Below are 18633 nucleotides of genomic sequence, written 5' to 3'. Positions count from 1 at the left end.
ATCATTTTTCACCGCGTTCATCCCGGCAGGCCCGGGCGGCGCAGGTAGAGCCACGCGTGCCCGCCGCCGTCCGCGGTGATCCGGCGGAACGCGGCCGGGTCCGGTGGGCCGTCGCCGCCCGCGATCGCGTCCCGGAACAGCGCGTCCGGCACCACCAGCGCGAAGGTGGCGTCCCGGTGCTCGGCCAGCGCGGACCGCACCGCGGCGGCCTCCAGCAGCGCGGTGAGCGCGGCCTCGGCCGGGGGGCCGCCGGCCAGCGTGCGGTGCAGCGCGAAGCGCACGCGGAGCCGTTCGTCGGGCGCGCGCGTGACGGCGGCCGCGAGCGCGGCGGCCAGCCGGGCCACGTCGGTGTCCGCGGGCAGCGCGGCGAACCGGGCGCCGCCGGGCCCGGGCAGCGGGTGCCGGGCACCGAGGCCGCTGTCCGGTGCGATCCCGGCCAGCACCTCCGCCACGCCGTCCCGGCCGGTGTCGCGCGGTTCCGGCGCGGCGGCCAGCCACAGCAGCGTCGCGGGCGCGGGCGCGGGGGCGGACGGGACCGGCACGGAGAAGCGCCGCGGTCGCTGCGGCCCGGTGTGGTGCCGGCCGCCGCCGGTCAGGTCGACGTCCACGGAGAGGAAGCCGAGCAGCGCCGACACGCCTTCCGGGATCTCCAGGAGCGCGTGCCCGGCCAGCTCGCGCGGCAGGTCCGGCGCGGTCCGGCGGTCGGTGAAGCGCCAGCCGAACCGGGACGAGCCGGCGCCGTCCACGGTGGCGCCCCAGCCGGCCGGCCGGATCCGGCCGGCGATCGCGTGCCGGGCCCGCCAGCCGATCGGCGTGGTCGCGTCGCCGTCCGGCGGCAGGCCGAACTCGCCCGGGTCCGCGTGCACGGCGAGCGCGCGCACCGGGTCCGGATGCCGGAGGTCGACGGTGAGCCGGGCGCCGGCGTAGCGCTCGCCACGCCGGACCGGCGGCAGCGTGAGCGGGAAGACCGCGCCGGCGAACCGGGCGCCGGGCGTGGCGCGGGCGCGCAGCGGTGCGGGCAGGTCGGCGGCGGGCACCGGGTAGAGCAGCGGTCGTCCGCCATCGGGCCGGACCGCGCCGGCCGACGCTTGTCGTTGAGGGGATCTCGCCACCATCGGGTGCCTCCGCATGAGCGTTCCGGCACCCGAGTCTGGCACCGCGCCCGACGGCGGGACAACGACCTGCGCGAATGACGGCCGAACGTCGTACCCCATTCCGGCTGGCCGGTGCAGGTTTCACGGCCGCGGGCGTACCCGCGGCCGTGGTCAGGGGTCAGCGGCGGAGCGTCGGTGACAGCGCGCCGCGCCGGCGGACCGGCGGCGCGAAACCGTCGTCGTCCTCGTCGGGCAGCCGATCCGCGCGGGACCGGCGCATCACCGTGACCAGCAGCGCGCCGCCGACGCCGGTCATGCCGACGCCGACCACGATGATCAGCGGGCCGAGGCCGTTGAAGAACGTGGTCTGCCCCTCCGCGGTGGTGAGGTCGACCCCGGCCGCCTGGTCTCCCGGCCCGGCGTCTGACGCCCCGGCGGCCGGTGCGTCGGTGTCGTCCTCCTGCGCGGCGCCGGCTTCGGCGGTTTCCTCATCATCGGGGGTGGGCTCAACGGTGTCTTCCTCATCTGCGGGCTCTTCTTCGTCGTTCGCGCGCGCGTTGCCGGTGCCCTGCAGCACCTGGCGGGTCTCGGCGGCGCGGTCGAGCCGGTCGCCGTCCCGGCTGAACGCCTCGGCGATGAACGCGACGCGCCCGTCCGGCGCGTTCTGGAAGAACGTGACGCGGTAGCGGACCTCGATCCGCTGGTTCTCGCAGACCCGCGCGATCGCCGGCACCACCGGGACGCTGGACACCGCGTCATCGGTCAGCTGCACCGTGTCCAGCGGGATCCACACGCCGTCCTCGTTGACCGCGACCTCGATCTCGTCCCGCTCCAGGCCGGTCATCTGCACGGTCAGCAGCGTCTGGACGCTGACGCACCCCTCGTCGGTGCGGGTCACCCGCAACGTCGCCTGGCGGGGCTGGCTGTCGGTCGCCAGGTCGTCGGAGATGCGCAGATCGACCTGACCGGGTTCGGCGTGGGCGGGCGGGGCCGCCAGAACGACGCCGCCGGCCAGTCCGGCGAGCGCGGCGCCGACCCGCAGCGACCAGGCCGGTCTCCGTGCCGCGCGTGTTCTGCTCGTCACGCGAAACGCCTCCTTCGTCGTCTCCGGGCAGGCAGACCTCCACGGTCCACCTGATGCGAGATACGGAGGCGCCCTGCGGAAGGTTCAAGCCGCAACCCGTTAGGGGCGGGGAAACCTGACCGTAATACGCAGACCGCCGGACGGTTCTGGCCGCGCCGTGATCGTGCCGTCGTGCGCGGCCACCACGGACCGCGCGATGGCCAGGCCGAGCCCGCTGCCGCCACTGTGGTCGATGCGGTCGGTGGCCAGCCGGGTGAACGGCTCGAACAACCGGGTCACCTCCGCGGCCGGGACCGGCGGGCCGGTGTTGACCACGGTCAGCGCGGGCTCGTCGCCGACCGTCACGTGCACGGTGCCGCCCGGCACGTTGTAGGTGATCGCGTTGTGCACCAGGTTGCGGACCAGCCGTTCCAGCAGTACCGCGTCGCCGTGGACGGTCCGCGGCCGCACCGACGGCACCAGCGTGATCTCGCGTTCCGCGGCCGGTTCCGCGTGTGCCGCCAGCACCGCCTCGACGATCGTGTCCAGCCGTTCCGGGTTCCGCCCGGCGAGCCCTTGATCGGCCTGGCTGAGCACCAGCAGGCCCTCGATCAGCCGCTCGTTGCGTGCGTTCGCGGCCAGCAGCTGGCTGGCCAGCAGCGCGGACTGCTCCGGCGTGAGCGGCGCGGCCATGCCCACCTCGACCAGCGTGCGCTGCAACGCCAGCGGCGTGCGCAGCTCGTGCGACGCGTTCGCGGCGAACCGGCGCTGTCCCTCGTAGCCGGCCGCGATCCGGTCCATCATCGTGTCCAGCGCGTGGCCGAGCCGGGACACCTCGTCCCGGCGGCGGCGCGGCGCGCGGATGCGGTGACCGAGGTTCTGCGGGCCCATCTGCGCGATCGCCGGGACGATCGTGCGCAGCGGCAGCAGCACCCAGTAGGCCAGCAGCGGATAGCACAACGCGGCGATGACCAGGGTGCCGAGCAGCGGGGAGAACATCCGCAACGGAAGGAACCGCTGTGCCTGGGCGCATAGGTTCGCCACGTCCCGGTACTCCATGTTGTCGTACCAGACGTTGAGGCAGTTGTCGTCCAGCACGCTGGCCCCGGCCGGCAGCCGCCACCAGTTGTCGTACGCGATCGCGGTCAGCAGGATCAGCCCGGTGCAGACCAGCACCAGGCGCCACCGGATGCTCATCGGCCGGTCCGGCCGATCCGGTAGCCCGCACGCGGCACCGTGTGCAGGATCGCCGGCTCGCCCAGCTTGCGGCGCAGCGTCATCACCGCCACCCGGATCACGTTCGTGAACGGGTCGGTGTGCTCGTCCCAGACCTGTTCCAGTAGGTCCTCCGTGGTGACGGTCTGCCCGCGCGCCCGCATCAGCGCGTGCAGCAGCCCGAACTCCTTCGCGGTCAGCCCCAGCGGCCGGCCGTCCCGGGTCGCGGTCCGCGACGCCACGTCGACCACGATCCCGTCCTGTTCCAGCACCGGAGGCAGCGCGGGTGCGGTACGTCTCGCCAGGGCCCGCACCCGCGCTACCAGCTCGGCGAACGCGAACGGCTTCGTCAGGTAGTCGTCCGCGCCGAGTCCCAGCCCCTCCACCCGGTCGTAGACGCCGGCGGCCGCGGTGAGCAGCAGCAGCCGCGTCTCCGGCCGTTCCCGCGCGGCCCACCGGCAGAGATCGTCCCCGGTCCGGCCCGGCATGTCCCGGTCCAGCACGGCCACGTCGTAGCGGTGCACGGAGAGGCGCTCGTGCGCGCCGTCCCCGTCGTAGCAGACGTCCACCGCCATCGCCTCCCGCCGCAGCCCGAGCGCGACCGTGTCGGCGAGCAGGCGCTCGTCGTCGGCAACCAGAACCCGCACGTCGTCACTCCCCGTCACGTCGGACGTCGATGCTCAGCATGTCAGAGATCCAGTTTCCAGATCCACACGTCGTCGACGCTCTCACCCGGGCCGAACAGCTGCTCCGCCAGGTCGCGGTACGCACGGTCGCCCGCGGTGTCGCGGACCACCACGACCGCGCCGTTCCACCGCGCCACCTCGGCCCGGACCGCCGACCGGTCCTCCGCGCTCACGGCCGGCGCGGCGCCCGCCTCGATCGTCAGGTGGACCAGCACGGTGGTGCGGCTGAGGTGGGTGGGGCCCATGTGCCCGGCGCCGTCCGGGTCCGGGCCGAGGAAGTAGCCCTCCGGCACCGCGTACTCGTGCCGCGCCCACGCGTGCCAGCTCAGCTGGTCCCGGCCGGCCCAGTTGCTCGGCAGCGGCAGCGTGATCATGGTCTTCCCCTCGGGCACGTACGCCCGCCAGGTGCCGGACGTGATGAACCGCGGCGGCGCGCCGTCCGGCATAGCGGGCAGCGGCTGCGGGATCAGCGGCACCAGCGCCAGCACGATCGCGGCCCGGACCGTGCGGGCCGGCAGCCGGTCCCAGGCCAGCGCCAGCACCACCGCGAACGCGCCGATCACCGCGTACGTCATCCGGCTCGGCATCGCCAGGTTCAGCACCGGGAAGTCCTCGCCGAGCAGCGCCTGCGGCCCGGGGATCGCGGTCAGCTCGCCGCCGAACCGCAGCGCGGGCCCGATCGACAGCACCGCGGCCACGCCGGTCACCACGGCCGCGGTCCGCACGACCGCGGTCCGCCGCCACAGCATGGTGGTGATCACGGTCAGCACCAGCACCAGCGGCCAGCCGAACCAGCTGTTCTGCTCGGTCCGCCCCTGCGTGAGCTCCGCCGCGGGCGAGCCGGCGACCGTGTCCCGGGCGAACGTCACCCAGGTCACCGGGTCCTCGCCCCAGGTGTTGAACGCGGGCATGCCGCTGAACGAGCCGGGGCCGTGGAACTGGAACCAGATCGGGTACGCGCAGAGCACACCCGCGGTCACCGCGGTCACGCCCAGCGCCGCGCCGAACGACCGCCACCGCCGCCGCGCCTCGTCCGGCCGGAACGCGGCCCAGGCGAAGGCCATGACCGCGCCGGCGATCGCGGTGACCAGCAGCACCTCCTCGTTGATGAAGAGCTGCCAGGTGACCAGCCCGCCGAGGACGAGCCCGTCGCGCCGCCACCGCCCGTCGATGCCGAGCCGGATCACGGCCGCCACGATCAGCGGGATCAGGAAGTTCGAGACGAAGTTCGGCTGGCCGTTGGCGTGGTGGACGATTCCGGGCGCGAACCCGGCGAACGCGCCACCGAGGAACGCGGCGGCCCGGCTGCGCACCAGGTATCGCTGGAGCATCCAGTGGGCGGTCATCGCGGTGCCCGCGCACGCGCCGACCATCCAGACCACGTAGGCCACGCGCGGCCCGAACAGCATCGTGACCGGCGCCAGCGGGATCGTCACGCCGAGCACCGACGTGTTCGCCATCATGTTCACGCCGTCCGGCGCGTTCTGCGCGGCCGAGAACAGCGGGTTCTCCAGGTGCCGGACCACGTGCGCGCCGTGGCTGAGCAGCCACTGGAACCAGGTGTGGTCGGCCGGCACCTGCGGCGTGAGCGTCCCGTTCGGATCCGCCAGGTACCGCCCCATCACCACCAGGCCGAGCGCGAGATAGACGCCGGCCGCCACCAGGTGCGGCCACCGGGCGGCCCGCGCCGGCGCCCCCGCCTCCGGTGCGGCGTCCGCGATCCGCGCCGGCGCCTCGATCAGTGCTGTGGTCATGGCCGCCGAACCTACGCACGCGCACATAAGCCGCGGATAAGCGAACGGCGTACCCCCGAGGAGTGTTTTAATGCCTTTTCGAGGCAAAAATCGGGACAAAACGGTGAAATGGGGTACGTCGTGCAGGCAAGACGAGAGGCCGAAGCAGCGTGAGCCAGCCGTTCACCCTCCCCGAGTTCTACGTGCCGCACCCGGCGCGGCTGAATCCGCACCTGGAGGGCGCCCGCACGCACTCCAGGGCGTGGGCCCGCGAGATGGAGATGATCGAGGGCTCCGGCATCTGGGACGAGGCCGACTTCGACAACCACGACTACGCGCTGCTCTGTGCCTACACCCACCCGGACGCGGACGGACCGGAGCTGGACCTGATCACCGACTGGTACGTCTGGGTCTTCTTCTTCGACGACCACTTCCTGGAGCTGTACAAGAAGACCCGCGACCAGACCGGCGCCAAGGCCTACCTGGACCGGCTGCCCGCGTTCATGCCGATCGGTGACCTCTCCGCGATGCCCGAGCCGACGAACGCGATCGAGGCCGGCCTCGCCGACCTGTGGCGGCGCACGGTTCCGGCGATGTCCTCCGACTGGCAGCGGCGGTTCCGGCAGAGCACCGAACACCTGCTCGTCGAGTGCGTCTGGGAGCTGTCCAACATCTCCGACGGGCGCACCGCGAACCCGATCGAGTACGTCGAGATGCGCCGCAAGGTCGGTGGCGCCCCCTGGTCGGCCGACCTGGTCGAACACGCGGTCGCGGCCGAGATCCCGGCCCTGGTCGCGGCCACCCGCCCGCTGCGCGTCCTCAAGGACACGTTCTCCGACGCGGTGCACCTGCGCAACGACATCTTCTCCTACCAGCGCGAGACCGAGTCCGAGGGCGAGGTCAACAACTGCGTGCTGGTCTTCGAGCGGTTCTTCGAGATCACCCCGCAGGCCGCGGCGGACGCGGTCAACGACCTGCTCACCTCGCGCCTGCAGCAGTTCGAGAACACCGCGCTGACCGAGGTCCCGATGATCGCGGCCGAGCACGGGCTGTCGCCGTCCGAGGCGCTCGCGGTGGCGCGCTACGCGAAGGGTCTCCAGGACTGGCAGTCCGGCGGGCACGAGTGGCACCTGCGATCGAGCCGCTACATGAACAAGGGCTCCCGGCCGGGGCTGGGCATGGCGGCGGCCCGGCGGTTCGGTGCGGCGATCGGCGCGGGCCGGATCAAGCAGCACACGCACGCGCACTTCGCGCCGGTCGGCGAGCTGCCGATGCCGGACTTCCTGATGCCGTACCCGCTGCGGACCAGCCCGCACCTGAACCGGTCCCGCGAGAACACGGTCGCGTGGTCGCGCGCGATGGGGTTCTTCGACCCGGTCGCGGGCGTGCCGGGACCGCCGGTGTGGAACGAGGACCTGCTGCGCGGCTTCGACTTCCCGCTCTGCGCCGCGCACATCAACTGGGACGCGTCCGCGGACCAGCTCGACGTCTCCTCGTACTGGCTGACCTGGGGCACCTACGCGGACGACTGGTTCCCACTGGTGTTCAACCGGTCCCGGGACTACGCGGCCGCGAAGGTGCACGTGGAGCGGCTCAAGCGGTTCATGCCGGTCGACGGTTCCGCCATGCCGGTGCCCGCGCATCCGCTCGAGGCCGGGCTCGCCGACCTGTGGCCACGCACGGCCGGGCCGATGAACTCCGATCAGCGCGCGCAGTTCCACCACGCGGTGTCGGACATGCTGGACAGCTGGCTGTGGGAACTGCAGAACCACCTCCAGCACCGGGTGGCCGACCCGGTCGACTACGTGGAGATGCGCCGCCGCACGTTCGGCTCCGAGCTGACCATGAGCCTGTGCCGGGTCAAGCACGGCTCGCTGCTGCCGCCGGAGATCTACCGCACCCGGGCCATGCGCGGCCTGGACAACTCCGCCGCCGACTACGCCTGCCTGGCCAACGACGTCTTCTCGTACCGCAAGGAGATCGAGTTCGAGGGCGAGCTGAACAACGGCGTCCTGGTCATCCAGCGCTTCCTGGAGATCACGCCGACCGAGGCGATGCGGGTCGCGGCCGGCCTGATGGCGGCCCGGCTCCAGCAGTTCGAGCGCATCGCCCGCGACGAGCTGCCGATCCTCCACCGGGACTTCGACCTCGACCCAGAGGCAATTTCCATGATCGCGCGGTACGTGCAGGAGCTGCGCGACTGGATGGCCGGCGTGCTCGCCTGGCACCGCGGGACGCATCGCTACGAGGAGGCGGACCTGCTCAAGCTGCCGCACTCACCGCGCAACGTGGTAGGTCATCCCCGCTCCGGCGCGTCCGAGCGCCCGGCGTCCCGGCTTCCCGGGCCGGCCGGTGTGCCGGGCCGTACCGCGCCCGCGGCTCGCGTTCCCGCCGCCGCAGGTGCCGGTGCTCCGGCTGCTGTCGGCGGAAGCGGTGCGCCCGTGCCCGCGACCGTTCCCGTCGCGGGCGGCGTCTCCGCGCCCGCGACGCCGGCACTGACCATGACGCTGCCCGCACCCGCCGGGCTCGGCACCGGCGCGGCGCGGCTGTTCGTGCGCACGCCGGCGTCGCATTGAGGCCGGTCTGACGGTCACCGGCCGGTGATCCACGCGGGTCACCGGCCGGTGACCGTCATCCTCACCTCGGAAGCTGCGCGTGCGTACGCGCGTGGCGCACGGCCGTCGCGTTCAGGGCCACGCCCCAGACCAGCGCGACCACCGTCCACCGTGCCCAGTCGATCGCGGCCACGTCCCCGGACAGCAGCGTGCCCGCGACCGGGAACGGCGTCAGCCAGTCGCCCAGCGGCGGGACGAGCAGGAGCAGAGCCCACAGTCCCAGCGGTACGACGATCGTGGCGAGACACGCGACCCACGCGGGCCTGATCAGCGCGCCCAGCCCGGTGCCGGTCAGATTGGCCACGACCTGCACCAGCACGCCGCCCACCAGGACCGTGCCCGCGCCCGCCCAGGTGCCTCCGGCCGCGGCCAGCGCCAGCACCGCGAGCAGGTCACCGGCCAGGCCGGCGACCACGCCGATCAGCACCGCCGTTCCCAGCACCGGCGCGGCCTCGCGTCCGGCCGACGCGAGCAGATCGCGCCCGAGCAGCACGCCGTGGAACGGCAGCACCACGGACATGAACATGTGCGTGCCGAACGCCACGAACGCGAACGTGCGCTCGTCCGCCGGCAGCGCCACCACCATCAGCCCGGCGATCACCACTCCCACCAGGAGGGTGATGCCGAGAACCCATCGCCGCCCCGACGTCCCGAACACCCGTTGCCGGCTCATCCCGTAGCCCCCGCTCAATCGATGAGCCACCATGATGGCGGAGCGCGATGCGACGCGGCCAGACCATTCCCACGCGGACGGGGCGCCCACCTCGCGGTGAGCGCCCCGCCGTGGGGGTGCCGGTGTCTATCGGAAGGTGACGTCGCTCCGGTTGACCTTGCAGTTGGCGTCGTTCCAGCCCTCGCCGAGGTAGCTCGGCTCGCTGCCCTTGGCGACGCCCTTGTACTTGCCGCACACCGTGGCCGAGCCGATGACGGTGACCCGGGTGATGGTGGCGGTGTCGTTCCAGTTGCTGTTGATGCCGGCGACCATGTCGATGTCGTCCAGCAGCACGTTGTCGATCTTCACGTGCCGGGTGTACGAGCTGGTGCAGTTGCCGCAGCCGCGGTAGAGCTTGCCGGAGCCCTTCAGGTAGAAGCCGCTGATGCTCACGGTGCCGTTGCCGTTGTGCTGGAAGGTCTTGTCGCTGCCGGACCGGGCGCCGCCACCGATGACGTACGACGTGCCGCCGCTCGTGCCCTTGAACGTGGCGGCGTCCTCGCCGATGTCGTTCCACCAGACGTTGCGCAGCGTGCAGGTGCCCTCGCAGTGCACGCCGTCCCCGGCCGGCGAGCCGAGGATGACGTTCTGCAGTGTGCCGCCGTTGGCGATGCTGAACATCGGGTCCTGCGACTCGCTCTGCCCGCCGTCACCGATGCAGCAGTACGTCTTCATGCCGCCGTCGAACGTGCCGGAGACGCTGACCGTGCCGGAGATGCTGACGTTGCCCTGCGACGACGGCCAGGCGCCGGTCGGCGTGCCGGGGTTGCCGGAGCCGCCGGTCGGCGTGGGCGTCGGGTTGCCGGTCGGGCCGCCCGTGGTCGGCCCGGTGGTCGGGTTCGAGGTACCACCGGAGTACGTCTCGAACTCCGCGATCCGCGGTGCCGCGGACGCGCCGGTGATGTCGAGCGTGACCTTCTTCAGCGAGGTCGCGCTGAAACTGATCGTGCTCGGGCTGCCGCTGCCGCTGGTCAGGACCGCGCCGCTGTCCGCGTTGAGCAGGCGCCACGCGGTGATCGACCCGCCGCCGGAGGCCTGCTTGATGACCACGCTGCTCACCGAGGTGGCGCTGCTCCACTTGACCGACACGTAGCCGGTCGCGCCGCTCGGCGACCAGTAGGTGCCGGCGTCGCCGTCCTTCACGTTGCCGAAACTGGTGCCGCCGGCCTTGCTCGACCCGTCGGCGCCGCCGCTCAGGCTCAGGTTTCCGTCCGCGGCCCACGCCTGGGGCAGCGACAGCATGACCGCCGCGCCGACCGCTGCGATGGCACCCCCGGTCATCCACCGAAGGGCTGCTGATCTCTTCATCCTCGACTCACCTTCATGGTCACAACGTGCGCCGGCGCCACACCGCTTCCGACTGGAAAGCGCATTCCTGGAGGATAGATACACCTCGATCCCGAAGGCAAGTCCACGGCCGGAGACGTCCCCGCACAGGGAATTGAAGCCGGCTCAACCGGGTCATACAGTCACGGAATGCGACCTCACGTGTACGCGACTGTGCTGGTGACCGTCCTCCTCGCCGGGTGCGGCGGCGCCGAGCCCGCCGCCCCAGCGCCGAGCGGGGCGCCGAGTGCGGTGCCGAGCGTGGTGGTGACTCCGCCGTCGTCGTCGGTGGCCGTGGCGGAGTCGCACAGCCTGGTGTTCACCGCCGAGGGGGACGCCGAGGTCATCTCGATCGTCTACTCGCTGGACGGCCAGGAGAGCACCGAGCGGGCCGGGTCGTTGCCGTGGCGCAAGGCGGTCGAGGTCCCGGCCGACGGCAGGCAGCACCAGTGGAGCCTGACGGTGCGGCATCGCAACGGGCGGGCCGAGCTCATCGCCATCTTCGACGGTGCGGTGGTGGGCCGGAGCCAGGGCGCCGGGACCGGGGAGGGCACGCTGCGGGTGGGCGGTTCCGTCCGCGGGTGATCTAGAGCGGGCCGGCGTCGTGCTCCCACCAGTCCGACATGGCGCGCGCGTCCCGCCCCTGGAAGGCCAGGCCGTAGACGAGCCGGCGCTCGTCCGTCCAGATCCGGGCCAGGTCGCCGTCCCGGTTCTCGCATCGCAGCCAGCCGGTGGTGCCGCCGCGTGCGTAGGTCGCCTCGCCGGTGACCGTGGTGGGGGAGGAGGTGCAGTCGCCGTCCGCCTCGCCGGGCGGGTTGAAGTTGGCGGTCAGATCGTCCCTGTCCTCGAACTGGTAATAAAAGGCGATCGGAGGCCCGGAGGCGGGGGAGCAGACCGCGCCCGCGGTGACCGGGTAGCTGCCCACGTGCTCGGTGCGGTACTCACCCGACGGCCGCATGCAGAACCGTTTCGAGCGATCGGGGATCCGGGCGAGCAGCGCCTTCTCGGCCTCGTCCGGGAACCCGTCGCGGGCGTTGACCGCGTCCACGACCACGCCGACCGGCGGGCCCCGGTGCAGGCGCCACCAATCCGCCAGGGGGGTCGCCTCGCTGCCGACGGCCCGGCCCGCGATGAGCAGGGGTTCGACGCTCCACTCGATGACCAGGTTGCCGTCGGTGGCCGGGTGGCAGAGCAGTAGGCCCAGGTAGACACCGCGGATGTTGAAGCGGCGGCCGGCGGTGAACTTCGGCGCGTCACCGTCCTCGCAGCCGACCGAGGTGGGCTCCCGGTCGCCGGGGAGGTGGCTCGTCATCGTCGCCTGCAGCTTCGCCGTCGAGTCGAACTGGAAGTAGCTGACCGACTGCGCACCGGCCGCGCCCGTCCCCGCGCAGGTGACACCCGCGACCGCACCCGCGAAGTCGTCCAGTTCGCCGACCGGCGCCCGGACGCACTGCGTGGCCACCGGCATGTCGATCATCTTCTTCTCGGCGGCGCTCGGGAACGGCGGCGCCTCCGCCACGTGCCCGGCCCAGGAGTCCCGCAGCGTGCGCAGCTCCGCCACCGGTGCTTCGATCCGGATCAAGGCGAGCGCGGCCTCGTCGGTCCACGCCACGACCGTCCGGTCGTCACGGCTGAAGCACAGCACCCGTCCCGCGGCGGCGCCGGTGACCGGGTAGCGGTGCTCGGCGTCCTCCGCGGACGTGCAGTCGCCGGTGCCGCGCGTGCCGTCGGCGCCGTCGATGGTCCGGTCGTAGGCGCCGTCGAGGGCGGCCCGGTCCGGGAAGACGGCGACGGTGGCGGGCCGGCCGTCCCGGTCCCGGCAGGAGTAGGCGGCGGTCGCGCCGGGCGGTGTCGTCTCGGCGGCCTCGCAATCTCGCACGGTCTGCGGCACCGCGGCGTTCTCCGCCTGCGATGTGGTCCACGTGCGCCACACCGTGACGGCGGCGGTCACCGCGACCACGACGGCCAGGAGGAGCGCCAGGGCCCGGCGCCGCCAGGGTGGCGGCGGCGGTGGGGGCGGCGCCGGCGCCGGCGCACCGGGCAGCGTGCGGTTTCGGGCGATGACGATCTCGCCGCCGCGGTTGCGGTTCGCCTGCTGGGGCAGCGGGCGCGCCTTCGCCTGCAGCGCCAGGTAGACCTGCCGGTAGATGTCGTCGGTGCTGAGCAGCTCCGGTCCGCCGGGGACTCCTTCGGTGAGCACGCGGAGGATCTCGCCGGTGAAGGCGGTGTGCGGTTCGCCCGGCGGTGACCAGGCCCGTTTCGTCGCGTCCGAGGCGGTCAGGACGTGCGTGTCCTCGGTCAGCGCCTGGTGCGCCCGGACCGGCTCGCCCATGCCGCCCTCCAGGGCACGGCCGCTGTAGCAGCAGTCCAGGATCACCACCTTGCGGGGCGCGCGGACCTGCGGGTGCCGGATCGCGTGCCGGAGGTAGTCGAAGTTGAGGGCGGTCGCGCTGAGCTTCGGATCGGAGCCGGGAAGTGTCAGATGGAGATTATCGCTGTCCGGGTCGGTGATGCCGTGCCCGGCGTAGTAGACCACCAGCGTGTCCGTCGCCTGTCGTCCCGCGTCGAGCACGGCGTTGAGGATCTCCGCGGCGTCGCGCGGCTGCCCGACGACCCGGCAATGCTCCTCGGGCAGGCCCCAGATCGTGCCGTCGGTGAGGGCAGCGCGCAGATCGGTCAGGTTGCGCGCGACCGCGGGCAGATCCGGCAACGTGGTGTAGGAGTGGACGCCGATCAGCACGGCGCGCGAGGCGTGCGGGTCAGAGAGCGTCATCGCCGTTCTCCGCCGGCGGGTCGGTGAGCGCGTCGACGATCCGGCGGACCGACTCCGGCGAGGCGTCCTCGATGGTGATGCTGATGCCGTTCCGCTCGATCCGCGTCACCGGTGGCCGTGGCCGGGACTCGCGCCAGGCCGACACCGCGACGACCAGCGCGCCGACAGCGACGCCGTTGCTGAGCACCACGTCGATGACGTCGAGCACGCCGCCCATCTCGCCGGCCCGCGGCGGCGCGGAGGTCAGTGCCACGGTGCTGTGTCGTCGCACGTCGGGGTCGAGCGTCAGCCATCGGTAGAGCGAAGCTTGATCATCGACCCGGATCGACACCCTGAGCGGTCCTGTCACGACCATCATCGTACGTGGCATCGGCGGTCCTCAGTGCCCGCGCGCGAACTGGGCCTGCAGGGGCGCGCCGGTCAGGGGACGCGGCGGGCGAGGTGCGCGGTGATGTCGGTGACGAGCGTGACGGTGGGTGGGAGGACGGCCCCGATGGCGCGGAAGAGCTGGTCGCGGACCGGCGGCGGCAGTAGGAGGTAGGCGGAGATCGTGGAGAGGTGGCCGATGTAGCCGGCGGCGCTGACCGTGACGCGGCGTGCGATCGTGGACTGGCGGACGTCGGTGAACAGGTCGCAGCGCTGGAGTTCGGTGCCGGGCCACTGCATTTCTTGCTCGGGCGGGGTGCCGTCCGGGGAGGGGAACTCGTCGGTGTCCAGGAACGGCGCGCGGGCGGCCTGGACCGCGGCGTCGACGGCCGGGTCGGCGAGGCGGATCGGGCCGCCGAACGAGGCGAACGTGCCGCCGGCCTCCAGCATGGCGGCGATGCGCGGCCAGCGGCCGTCCGGCGCGGTCCAGTGCAGTGCGGCGGCCGCGTAGACCAGGTCGAACGATCCGGCCGGCCGCAGGTCCTCGAACGTGCTGTGCACGGTCCGGACGCCGGGGGGTACGTGCCGGCGCAGCTCGGCGAGCATGGCGGCGTCGGGTTCGGTCGCGGTGACGGTGGTGCCGGGGCGGGCGAACAGGCGGGTGGCCTTGCCGGTGCCGGCGCCGATCTCCAGCGCCGTGCGGATCGGGCGGCCCGCGTAGCCGGTCACGAGGTCGTGGAGTTCCGGTGGATAGCCCGGCCGGAATCGTTCGTAGGCCTCCGCGACCGACCCGAAGCTCAACGCGCGAGCAGACATACCGGGCATCGTGCCATGTCCGCCCCGGGTGCCGCCGCTCCTTTGCGCCGGGGGTGACTACTCGGGCGTGGAAGCGCAGCGGACCGGAGAGCGGTCGCCTGCCGTACCCGCATAGCAGCTTTTGGTGTTTTTCGAAGGTTTTGTGGGGTTTTGATCCTAAAGAGGGATTTTGGCGTTTCCTCGTGTCCGTTTTAGGGGATCTTGCATATTTTTGTCAACGCGGGGTGCCCGACTGTCACATAGGTGCGCCCGTCTTCCCCATGGCCGCACCGCGCGACGAGGCGTGGGCGCCCACATCGATCGGAGTTGTGCGCGTGACTCTTCTGGACACGGTCGGGACCCGGCCCGCGGAGAACGGCGACCAGCCGCAGCGGCGGTCCCTCGGGCCGGAGGCCGCTCGAAATCTGGCCACCACCACCAAGACCGCGCCCCAGATGCAGGGGATCACCTCGCGGTGGCTGCTGAAGCTGCTGCCCTGGGTGCAGGTCTCCGGCGGCGTCTACCGGGTCAACCGGCGGCTCAGCGTGGCGATCGGCGACGGGCGCGTGACGTTCACGTCGACCGGCTCGCAGGTCAAGGTCGTGCCGATGGAGCTGGCCGAGCTGCCGCCGCTGCGCGGGTTCTCCGACGCGAACGCGCTGGCCGCGCTGGCCGAGCGATTCCAGCAGCGGGAGTACGGGCCCGGCGAGATCATCGTGACCGAGGGGCAGACGCAGGACCGCGTCTACCTGATCGCGCACGGCAAGGTGAACAAGATCGGGGCCGGCGAGTACGGCGACCAGACCGTGCTCGGGCTGCTCGCGGACGGCGACTACTTCGGTGAGCAGGTGCTGACCGGCACGCCGGGCCGCTGGAAGTACAGCATCAGGACGATCACCTCCTGCACCGTGCTGGAGCTGCCCGCGCAGGCGATGCAGCAGCTCAACGGCCAGGCGGAGCCGCTGCGCGCGCACATGCAGCGGCTGGCGGCGGCGCCGTCGCGACCGCAGAACAAGCACGGCGAGGCCGCGATCGAGATGGCGTCCGGCCACGACGGCGAGCCGGACCTGCCGGCCACCTACGTGGACTACGAGACGTCGCCGCGCGAGTACGAGCTGAGCGTGGCGCAGACCGTGCTGCGCGTGCACAGCCGGGTCGCGGACCTCTACAACGAGCCGATGGACCAGATCGAGCAGCAGCTCCGGCTGACCGTCGAGGCGCTGCGCGAGCGCCAGGAGCACGAGATGGTCAACAACCGCGACTTCGGGCTGCTGCACAACGCGGACCTGAAGCAGCGCATCTACACCCGGTCCGGCCCGCCGACGCCGGACGACATGGACGAGCTGCTCGCGCTGGTGTGGAAGGACCCGACGTTCTTCCTGGCGCACCCGCGCACGATCGCGGCGTTCGGCCGGGAGTGCAGCAAGCGCGGCGTCTACCCGAGCGCGATCGACGTGGCGGGCCACCAGGTCCCGGCCTGGCGCGGCATTCCGATCTTCCCGTGCAACAAGATCGGCGTGTCCGACCGGCGGACCAGCTCGATCATGCTGATGCGCGCGGGCGAGGACAAGCAGGGCGTGGTCGGCCTGCACCAGACCGGCATCCCGGACGAGTACCAGCCGGGCCTCAACGTGCGGTTCATGGGCATCACCGAGCAGGCCATCATCCAGTACCTGGTCAGCGCGTACTACTCCACGGCCGTGCTGGTCCCGGACGCGCTGGGCATCCTGGAGAACGTCGAACTCGGTCGTGAGGACTGATGACGGTCCTCCTCGATCGGGAGGTCGGCGAACCGCGGCGGTCCCTCGGGCCCGCCGCGGCGCGGAACCTCGCCACCACCACGAAGACGCGGCCGCACAACGCGGAGGACTCACCGCGGTGGCTGCTGCGCATGCTGCCGTGGACGCCGGTCAAGGGCGGTGCGTACCGGGTCAACCGGCGGGCCCGATACCAGACCGGCGACGGGCGGGTGCGGTTCGTCAACGACGGCACCGCGGTGCGGGTGCTCCCGGGCACGCTGCGCGAGATCCCGGCCCTGTCCCTTTTTGTTGATATTTCCGGACTTTCTCGTCTGGCGGACCGGTTCGTCCAGCGGGAGTACGCGCCCGGCGCGATCATCGCCGCGGAAGGAGAGTCGGCCGACCGGCTCCTCCTGCTCGCGCACGGCAAGGCGTCCCGGCTGCGGACCGGCGAGTACGGCGACGCGGTGCGGCTCGGCATGATCGCGGACGGGGACCACGTGGGCGGTGAGGCGCTGACCTCGACGCTGCTCGGGTCGCAGCGCGGTGTGCCGATCACGTTCCCGCACACCGTCCGCGCGGAGACCGCGTGCACGGTGCTGGAACTCTCCGCGGACGCGCTGCTGTCGCTCGACGGTCCACTCCGCACCGATCTGATCGGACATCTGCGGACGTGGGTCGCCGGGATGTCCGCGGTCAAGCGGAACAAGTTCGGCGAGACGGACATCGCGCTGGCCAGCGGCCACCACGGCGAGCCGGACCTGCCCGGCACGTTCGCCGACTACGAGCTCACACCACGCGAGTACGAACTGAGCCTCGCCCAGACCGTGCTACGCGTCCACACCCGGATCGCCGACCTCTACAACAACCCGATGAGCCAGGCCGAGGAGCAGCTGCGGATCACCATCACCGCACTGCGGGAGCGGCAGGAGGACGAGCTGGTCAACAACCACGACTTCGGCCTGCTGCACAACGCGGACCTGACCCAGCGCGTCGCCACCCGCGGCGGCGCGCCCACGCCGGACGACCTGGACGAGCTGATCTCCCGCCGCCGTAGGACCAGGGTGATCCTGGCGCACCCGCGCGCGATCGCCGCGATCGGCCGGGAGGTCAACAAGCGCGGCCTGGCCCCGCCCGCGGTCGAGGTCGAGGGCCGGCTCGTCCCGTCCTGGCGCGGCGTCCCGATCCTGCCCTGCGACAAGATCCCGGTGACCGAGGCGGGCACCACCTCGATCATCGCGATGCGGCTCGGCGTGGAGGACCAGGGCGTGGTCGGCCTGATCCCGAAGGACCTGCCGCACGAGACCGAACCCGGCGTCAACGTCCGGTACATGGGCGTCGGCGCGAACGCGATCACGTCGTACCTGGTCAGCAACTACTTCTCGGCCGCGGTGCTGACCCCGGACGCGCTCGGCGTCCTCGAACACGTCGAGATCGGCACGACGTCGTGACAACCCTCTCCACGGTACGGGGCTCCGCCGGGTCGTCCGGCGCGGCGGAGCCCGCCGCCGCGGTGCTGGCCCGCGCCCGCACCCTGGTGGAACCGGCGCTGCGGGCCGCGATCGACGCGCTGCCCGAGTCCACGGCACGGCCGAGCGGATATCACTTCGGCTGGTGGGACGCGACCGGCAGCCCGGCCGCGGAGTCCGGCGGGAAGGCGCTGCGCCCCGCGCTCGCGCTCACCTCGGCCGCCGCGGCCGGCGGCGACCGGGAGGCGGCCGTGCCCGCCGCGGTCGCGGTCGAGCTGGTGCACAACTTCTCGCTGCTGCACGACGACGTGATGGACGGCGACGCCACCCGGCGGCACCGGCCGACGGTCTGGGCGGTCTTCGGCGTCGACACCGCGATCCTGGCCGGGGACGCGCTGCTCGCCGCCGCGATCGACGTGCTGGCCGCGTCCGGGGCGCCGGCGACCGTACCCGCGATCCGGGGTCTGTGCGCCGCGGTGCAGGCGCTGATCGACGGCCAGGCCGCCGACCTGCGATTCGAGCAGACCACGACGGTACGGCTGGAGGACGTCCTCGAGATGGCCGCCAACAAGACCGGCGCGCTGCTCAGCGCGTCCTGCTCGCTCGGCGCGCTGCTCGGCGGCGCGGCGCCCGCACAGGCCGCGCTGCTCGGCTCGTTCGGCTCGCACGTCGGGCTCGCGTTCCAGATCGTCGACGACCTGCTCGGCATCTGGGGCGACCCGGCCGTCACCGGCAAGCCGGTCTTCTCCGACCTGCGCAACCGGAAGAAGTCGCTGCCGGTGCTGGCCGCGCTCACCTCCGGCACGCCGGCCGGCCGGGAACTGATGCGCCGCTACGACCGGGACACCGCGTTCACCGACGCGGAACTGCCCCGGATCGCCGAACTGGTCGCCGACGCCGGCGGCCGGGCCTGGTGCCACGCCCACCGGGACGCGCTGCTCCACCAGGCCTCCGAGGCACTGGCGGCCGCCTCCTGTTCACCCTCGGCGGCAGCGGAATTGACCGCGCTGGCACATCTGGCGACCCACCGGTCGTACTGATCGCCAT

15 protein-coding genes are annotated in these 18633 nt (G+C 72.4%); 5 read left to right on the top strand and 10 right to left on the bottom strand.

Features of this window, described 5'->3' with window-relative positions:
• Nucleotides 1–17 precede the first annotated feature (17 nt).
• The 5 genes from J2S43_RS20150 to J2S43_RS20130 all read right to left on the bottom strand — a co-directional run bounded on the left by J2S43_RS20150 (nucleotide 18) and on the right by J2S43_RS20130 (nucleotide 5812).
• Nucleotides 18–1115 (bottom strand): hypothetical protein, encoded by a 1098-nt coding sequence (locus tag J2S43_RS20150; RefSeq protein ID WP_306831459.1) that lies wholly within the window; start codon nucleotides 1113–1115, stop codon nucleotides 18–20.
• 157 nt (nucleotides 1116–1272) lie between these two features.
• Nucleotides 1273–2178, bottom strand: coding sequence for a hypothetical protein (locus tag J2S43_RS20145; RefSeq protein ID WP_306831457.1), 906 nt, complete (start codon nucleotides 2176–2178; stop codon nucleotides 1273–1275).
• Nucleotides 2179–2277: 99 nt separating this feature from the next.
• Nucleotides 2278–3354: a sensor histidine kinase gene (locus J2S43_RS20140; RefSeq protein WP_306831455.1), complete on the bottom strand. Its 1077-nt coding sequence runs from the start codon at nucleotides 3352–3354 to the stop codon at nucleotides 2278–2280.
• The gene (locus J2S43_RS20135) at nucleotides 3351–4019 is read right to left on the bottom strand and encodes a response regulator transcription factor (protein ID WP_306831453.1); all 669 of its coding nucleotides are present in this window, start codon (nucleotides 4017–4019) and stop codon (nucleotides 3351–3353) included. Before J2S43_RS20135 ends, J2S43_RS20140 begins: the two co-directional genes overlap by 4 nt.
• A 41-nt stretch (nucleotides 4020–4060) precedes the next feature.
• Nucleotides 4061–5812: a DUF6311 domain-containing protein gene (locus tag J2S43_RS20130; RefSeq protein ID WP_306831452.1), complete on the bottom strand. Its 1752-nt coding sequence runs from the start codon at nucleotides 5810–5812 to the stop codon at nucleotides 4061–4063.
• A 149-nt stretch (nucleotides 5813–5961) separates the two neighbouring features.
• Between J2S43_RS20130 and J2S43_RS20125 the strand changes: the two genes are divergently transcribed.
• A complete protein-coding gene (locus tag J2S43_RS20125; protein WP_306831450.1) occupies nucleotides 5962–8367 on the top strand; it encodes a terpene synthase family protein in 2406 nt (801 codons plus the stop codon).
• A 61-nt stretch (nucleotides 8368–8428) separates the two neighbouring features.
• Here J2S43_RS20125 and J2S43_RS20120 read toward each other — a convergent pair whose 3' ends face one another.
• Nucleotides 8429–9016 (bottom strand): hypothetical protein, encoded by a 588-nt coding sequence (locus J2S43_RS20120; protein WP_306831448.1) that lies wholly within the window; start codon nucleotides 9014–9016, stop codon nucleotides 8429–8431.
• A 189-nt stretch (nucleotides 9017–9205) separates the two neighbouring features.
• Complete coding sequence (locus J2S43_RS20115; RefSeq protein WP_306831447.1) at nucleotides 9206–10426, bottom strand: pectate lyase; 1221 nt, start codon at nucleotides 10424–10426, stop codon at nucleotides 9206–9208.
• A gap of 168 nt (nucleotides 10427–10594) precedes the next feature.
• On the opposite strand from J2S43_RS20115, the gene J2S43_RS20110 reads away from it, so the two are divergent.
• The gene (locus J2S43_RS20110) at nucleotides 10595–11029 is read left to right on the top strand and encodes a hypothetical protein (RefSeq protein ID WP_306831445.1); all 435 of its coding nucleotides are present in this window, start codon (nucleotides 10595–10597) and stop codon (nucleotides 11027–11029) included.
• Between the two features lies 1 nt (nucleotide 11030).
• On the opposite strand, the gene J2S43_RS20105 is transcribed toward J2S43_RS20110, so the two are convergent.
• The 3 genes from J2S43_RS20105 to J2S43_RS20095 all read right to left on the bottom strand — a co-directional run bounded on the left by J2S43_RS20105 (nucleotide 11031) and on the right by J2S43_RS20095 (nucleotide 14399).
• Entirely contained in the window at nucleotides 11031–13217 is a 2187-nt protein-coding gene (locus J2S43_RS20105; protein WP_306831443.1) for a caspase family protein, read from the bottom strand.
• The gene (locus J2S43_RS20100; RefSeq protein ID WP_306831441.1) at nucleotides 13204–13566 is read right to left on the bottom strand and encodes an effector-associated constant component EACC1; all 363 of its coding nucleotides are present in this window, start codon (nucleotides 13564–13566) and stop codon (nucleotides 13204–13206) included. The genes J2S43_RS20105 and J2S43_RS20100 overlap by 14 nt, the downstream gene beginning before the upstream one ends.
• Before the next feature lie 71 nt (nucleotides 13567–13637).
• Entirely contained in the window at nucleotides 13638–14399 is a 762-nt protein-coding gene (locus J2S43_RS20095; RefSeq protein WP_306831439.1) for a class I SAM-dependent methyltransferase, read from the bottom strand.
• A 323-nt stretch (nucleotides 14400–14722) separates the two neighbouring features.
• On the opposite strand from J2S43_RS20095, the gene J2S43_RS20090 reads away from it, so the two are divergent.
• From J2S43_RS20090 to J2S43_RS20080, 3 genes are read left to right on the top strand one after another with little or no spacing between them, the layout of a single operon-like run.
• Complete coding sequence (locus tag J2S43_RS20090; RefSeq protein ID WP_370881768.1) at nucleotides 14723–16138, top strand: family 2B encapsulin nanocompartment shell protein; 1416 nt, start codon at nucleotides 14723–14725, stop codon at nucleotides 16136–16138.
• The gene (locus tag J2S43_RS20085) at nucleotides 16138–17568 is read left to right on the top strand and encodes a family 2B encapsulin nanocompartment shell protein (RefSeq protein ID WP_306831437.1); all 1431 of its coding nucleotides are present in this window, start codon (nucleotides 16138–16140) and stop codon (nucleotides 17566–17568) included. The genes J2S43_RS20090 and J2S43_RS20085 overlap by 1 nt, the downstream gene beginning before the upstream one ends.
• The gene (locus J2S43_RS20080) at nucleotides 17565–18626 is read left to right on the top strand and encodes a family 2 encapsulin nanocompartment cargo protein polyprenyl transferase (RefSeq protein ID WP_306831435.1); all 1062 of its coding nucleotides are present in this window, start codon (nucleotides 17565–17567) and stop codon (nucleotides 18624–18626) included. Before J2S43_RS20085 ends, J2S43_RS20080 begins: the two co-directional genes overlap by 4 nt.
• The last annotated feature ends 7 nt before the right edge of the window (nucleotides 18627–18633 follow it).

It is taken from the genome of Catenuloplanes nepalensis, from assembly GCF_030811575.1.
Taxonomy (GTDB): domain Bacteria; phylum Actinomycetota; class Actinomycetes; order Mycobacteriales; family Micromonosporaceae; genus Catenuloplanes; species Catenuloplanes nepalensis.
This window is presented reverse-complemented; position numbering and strand designations above follow the sequence as displayed.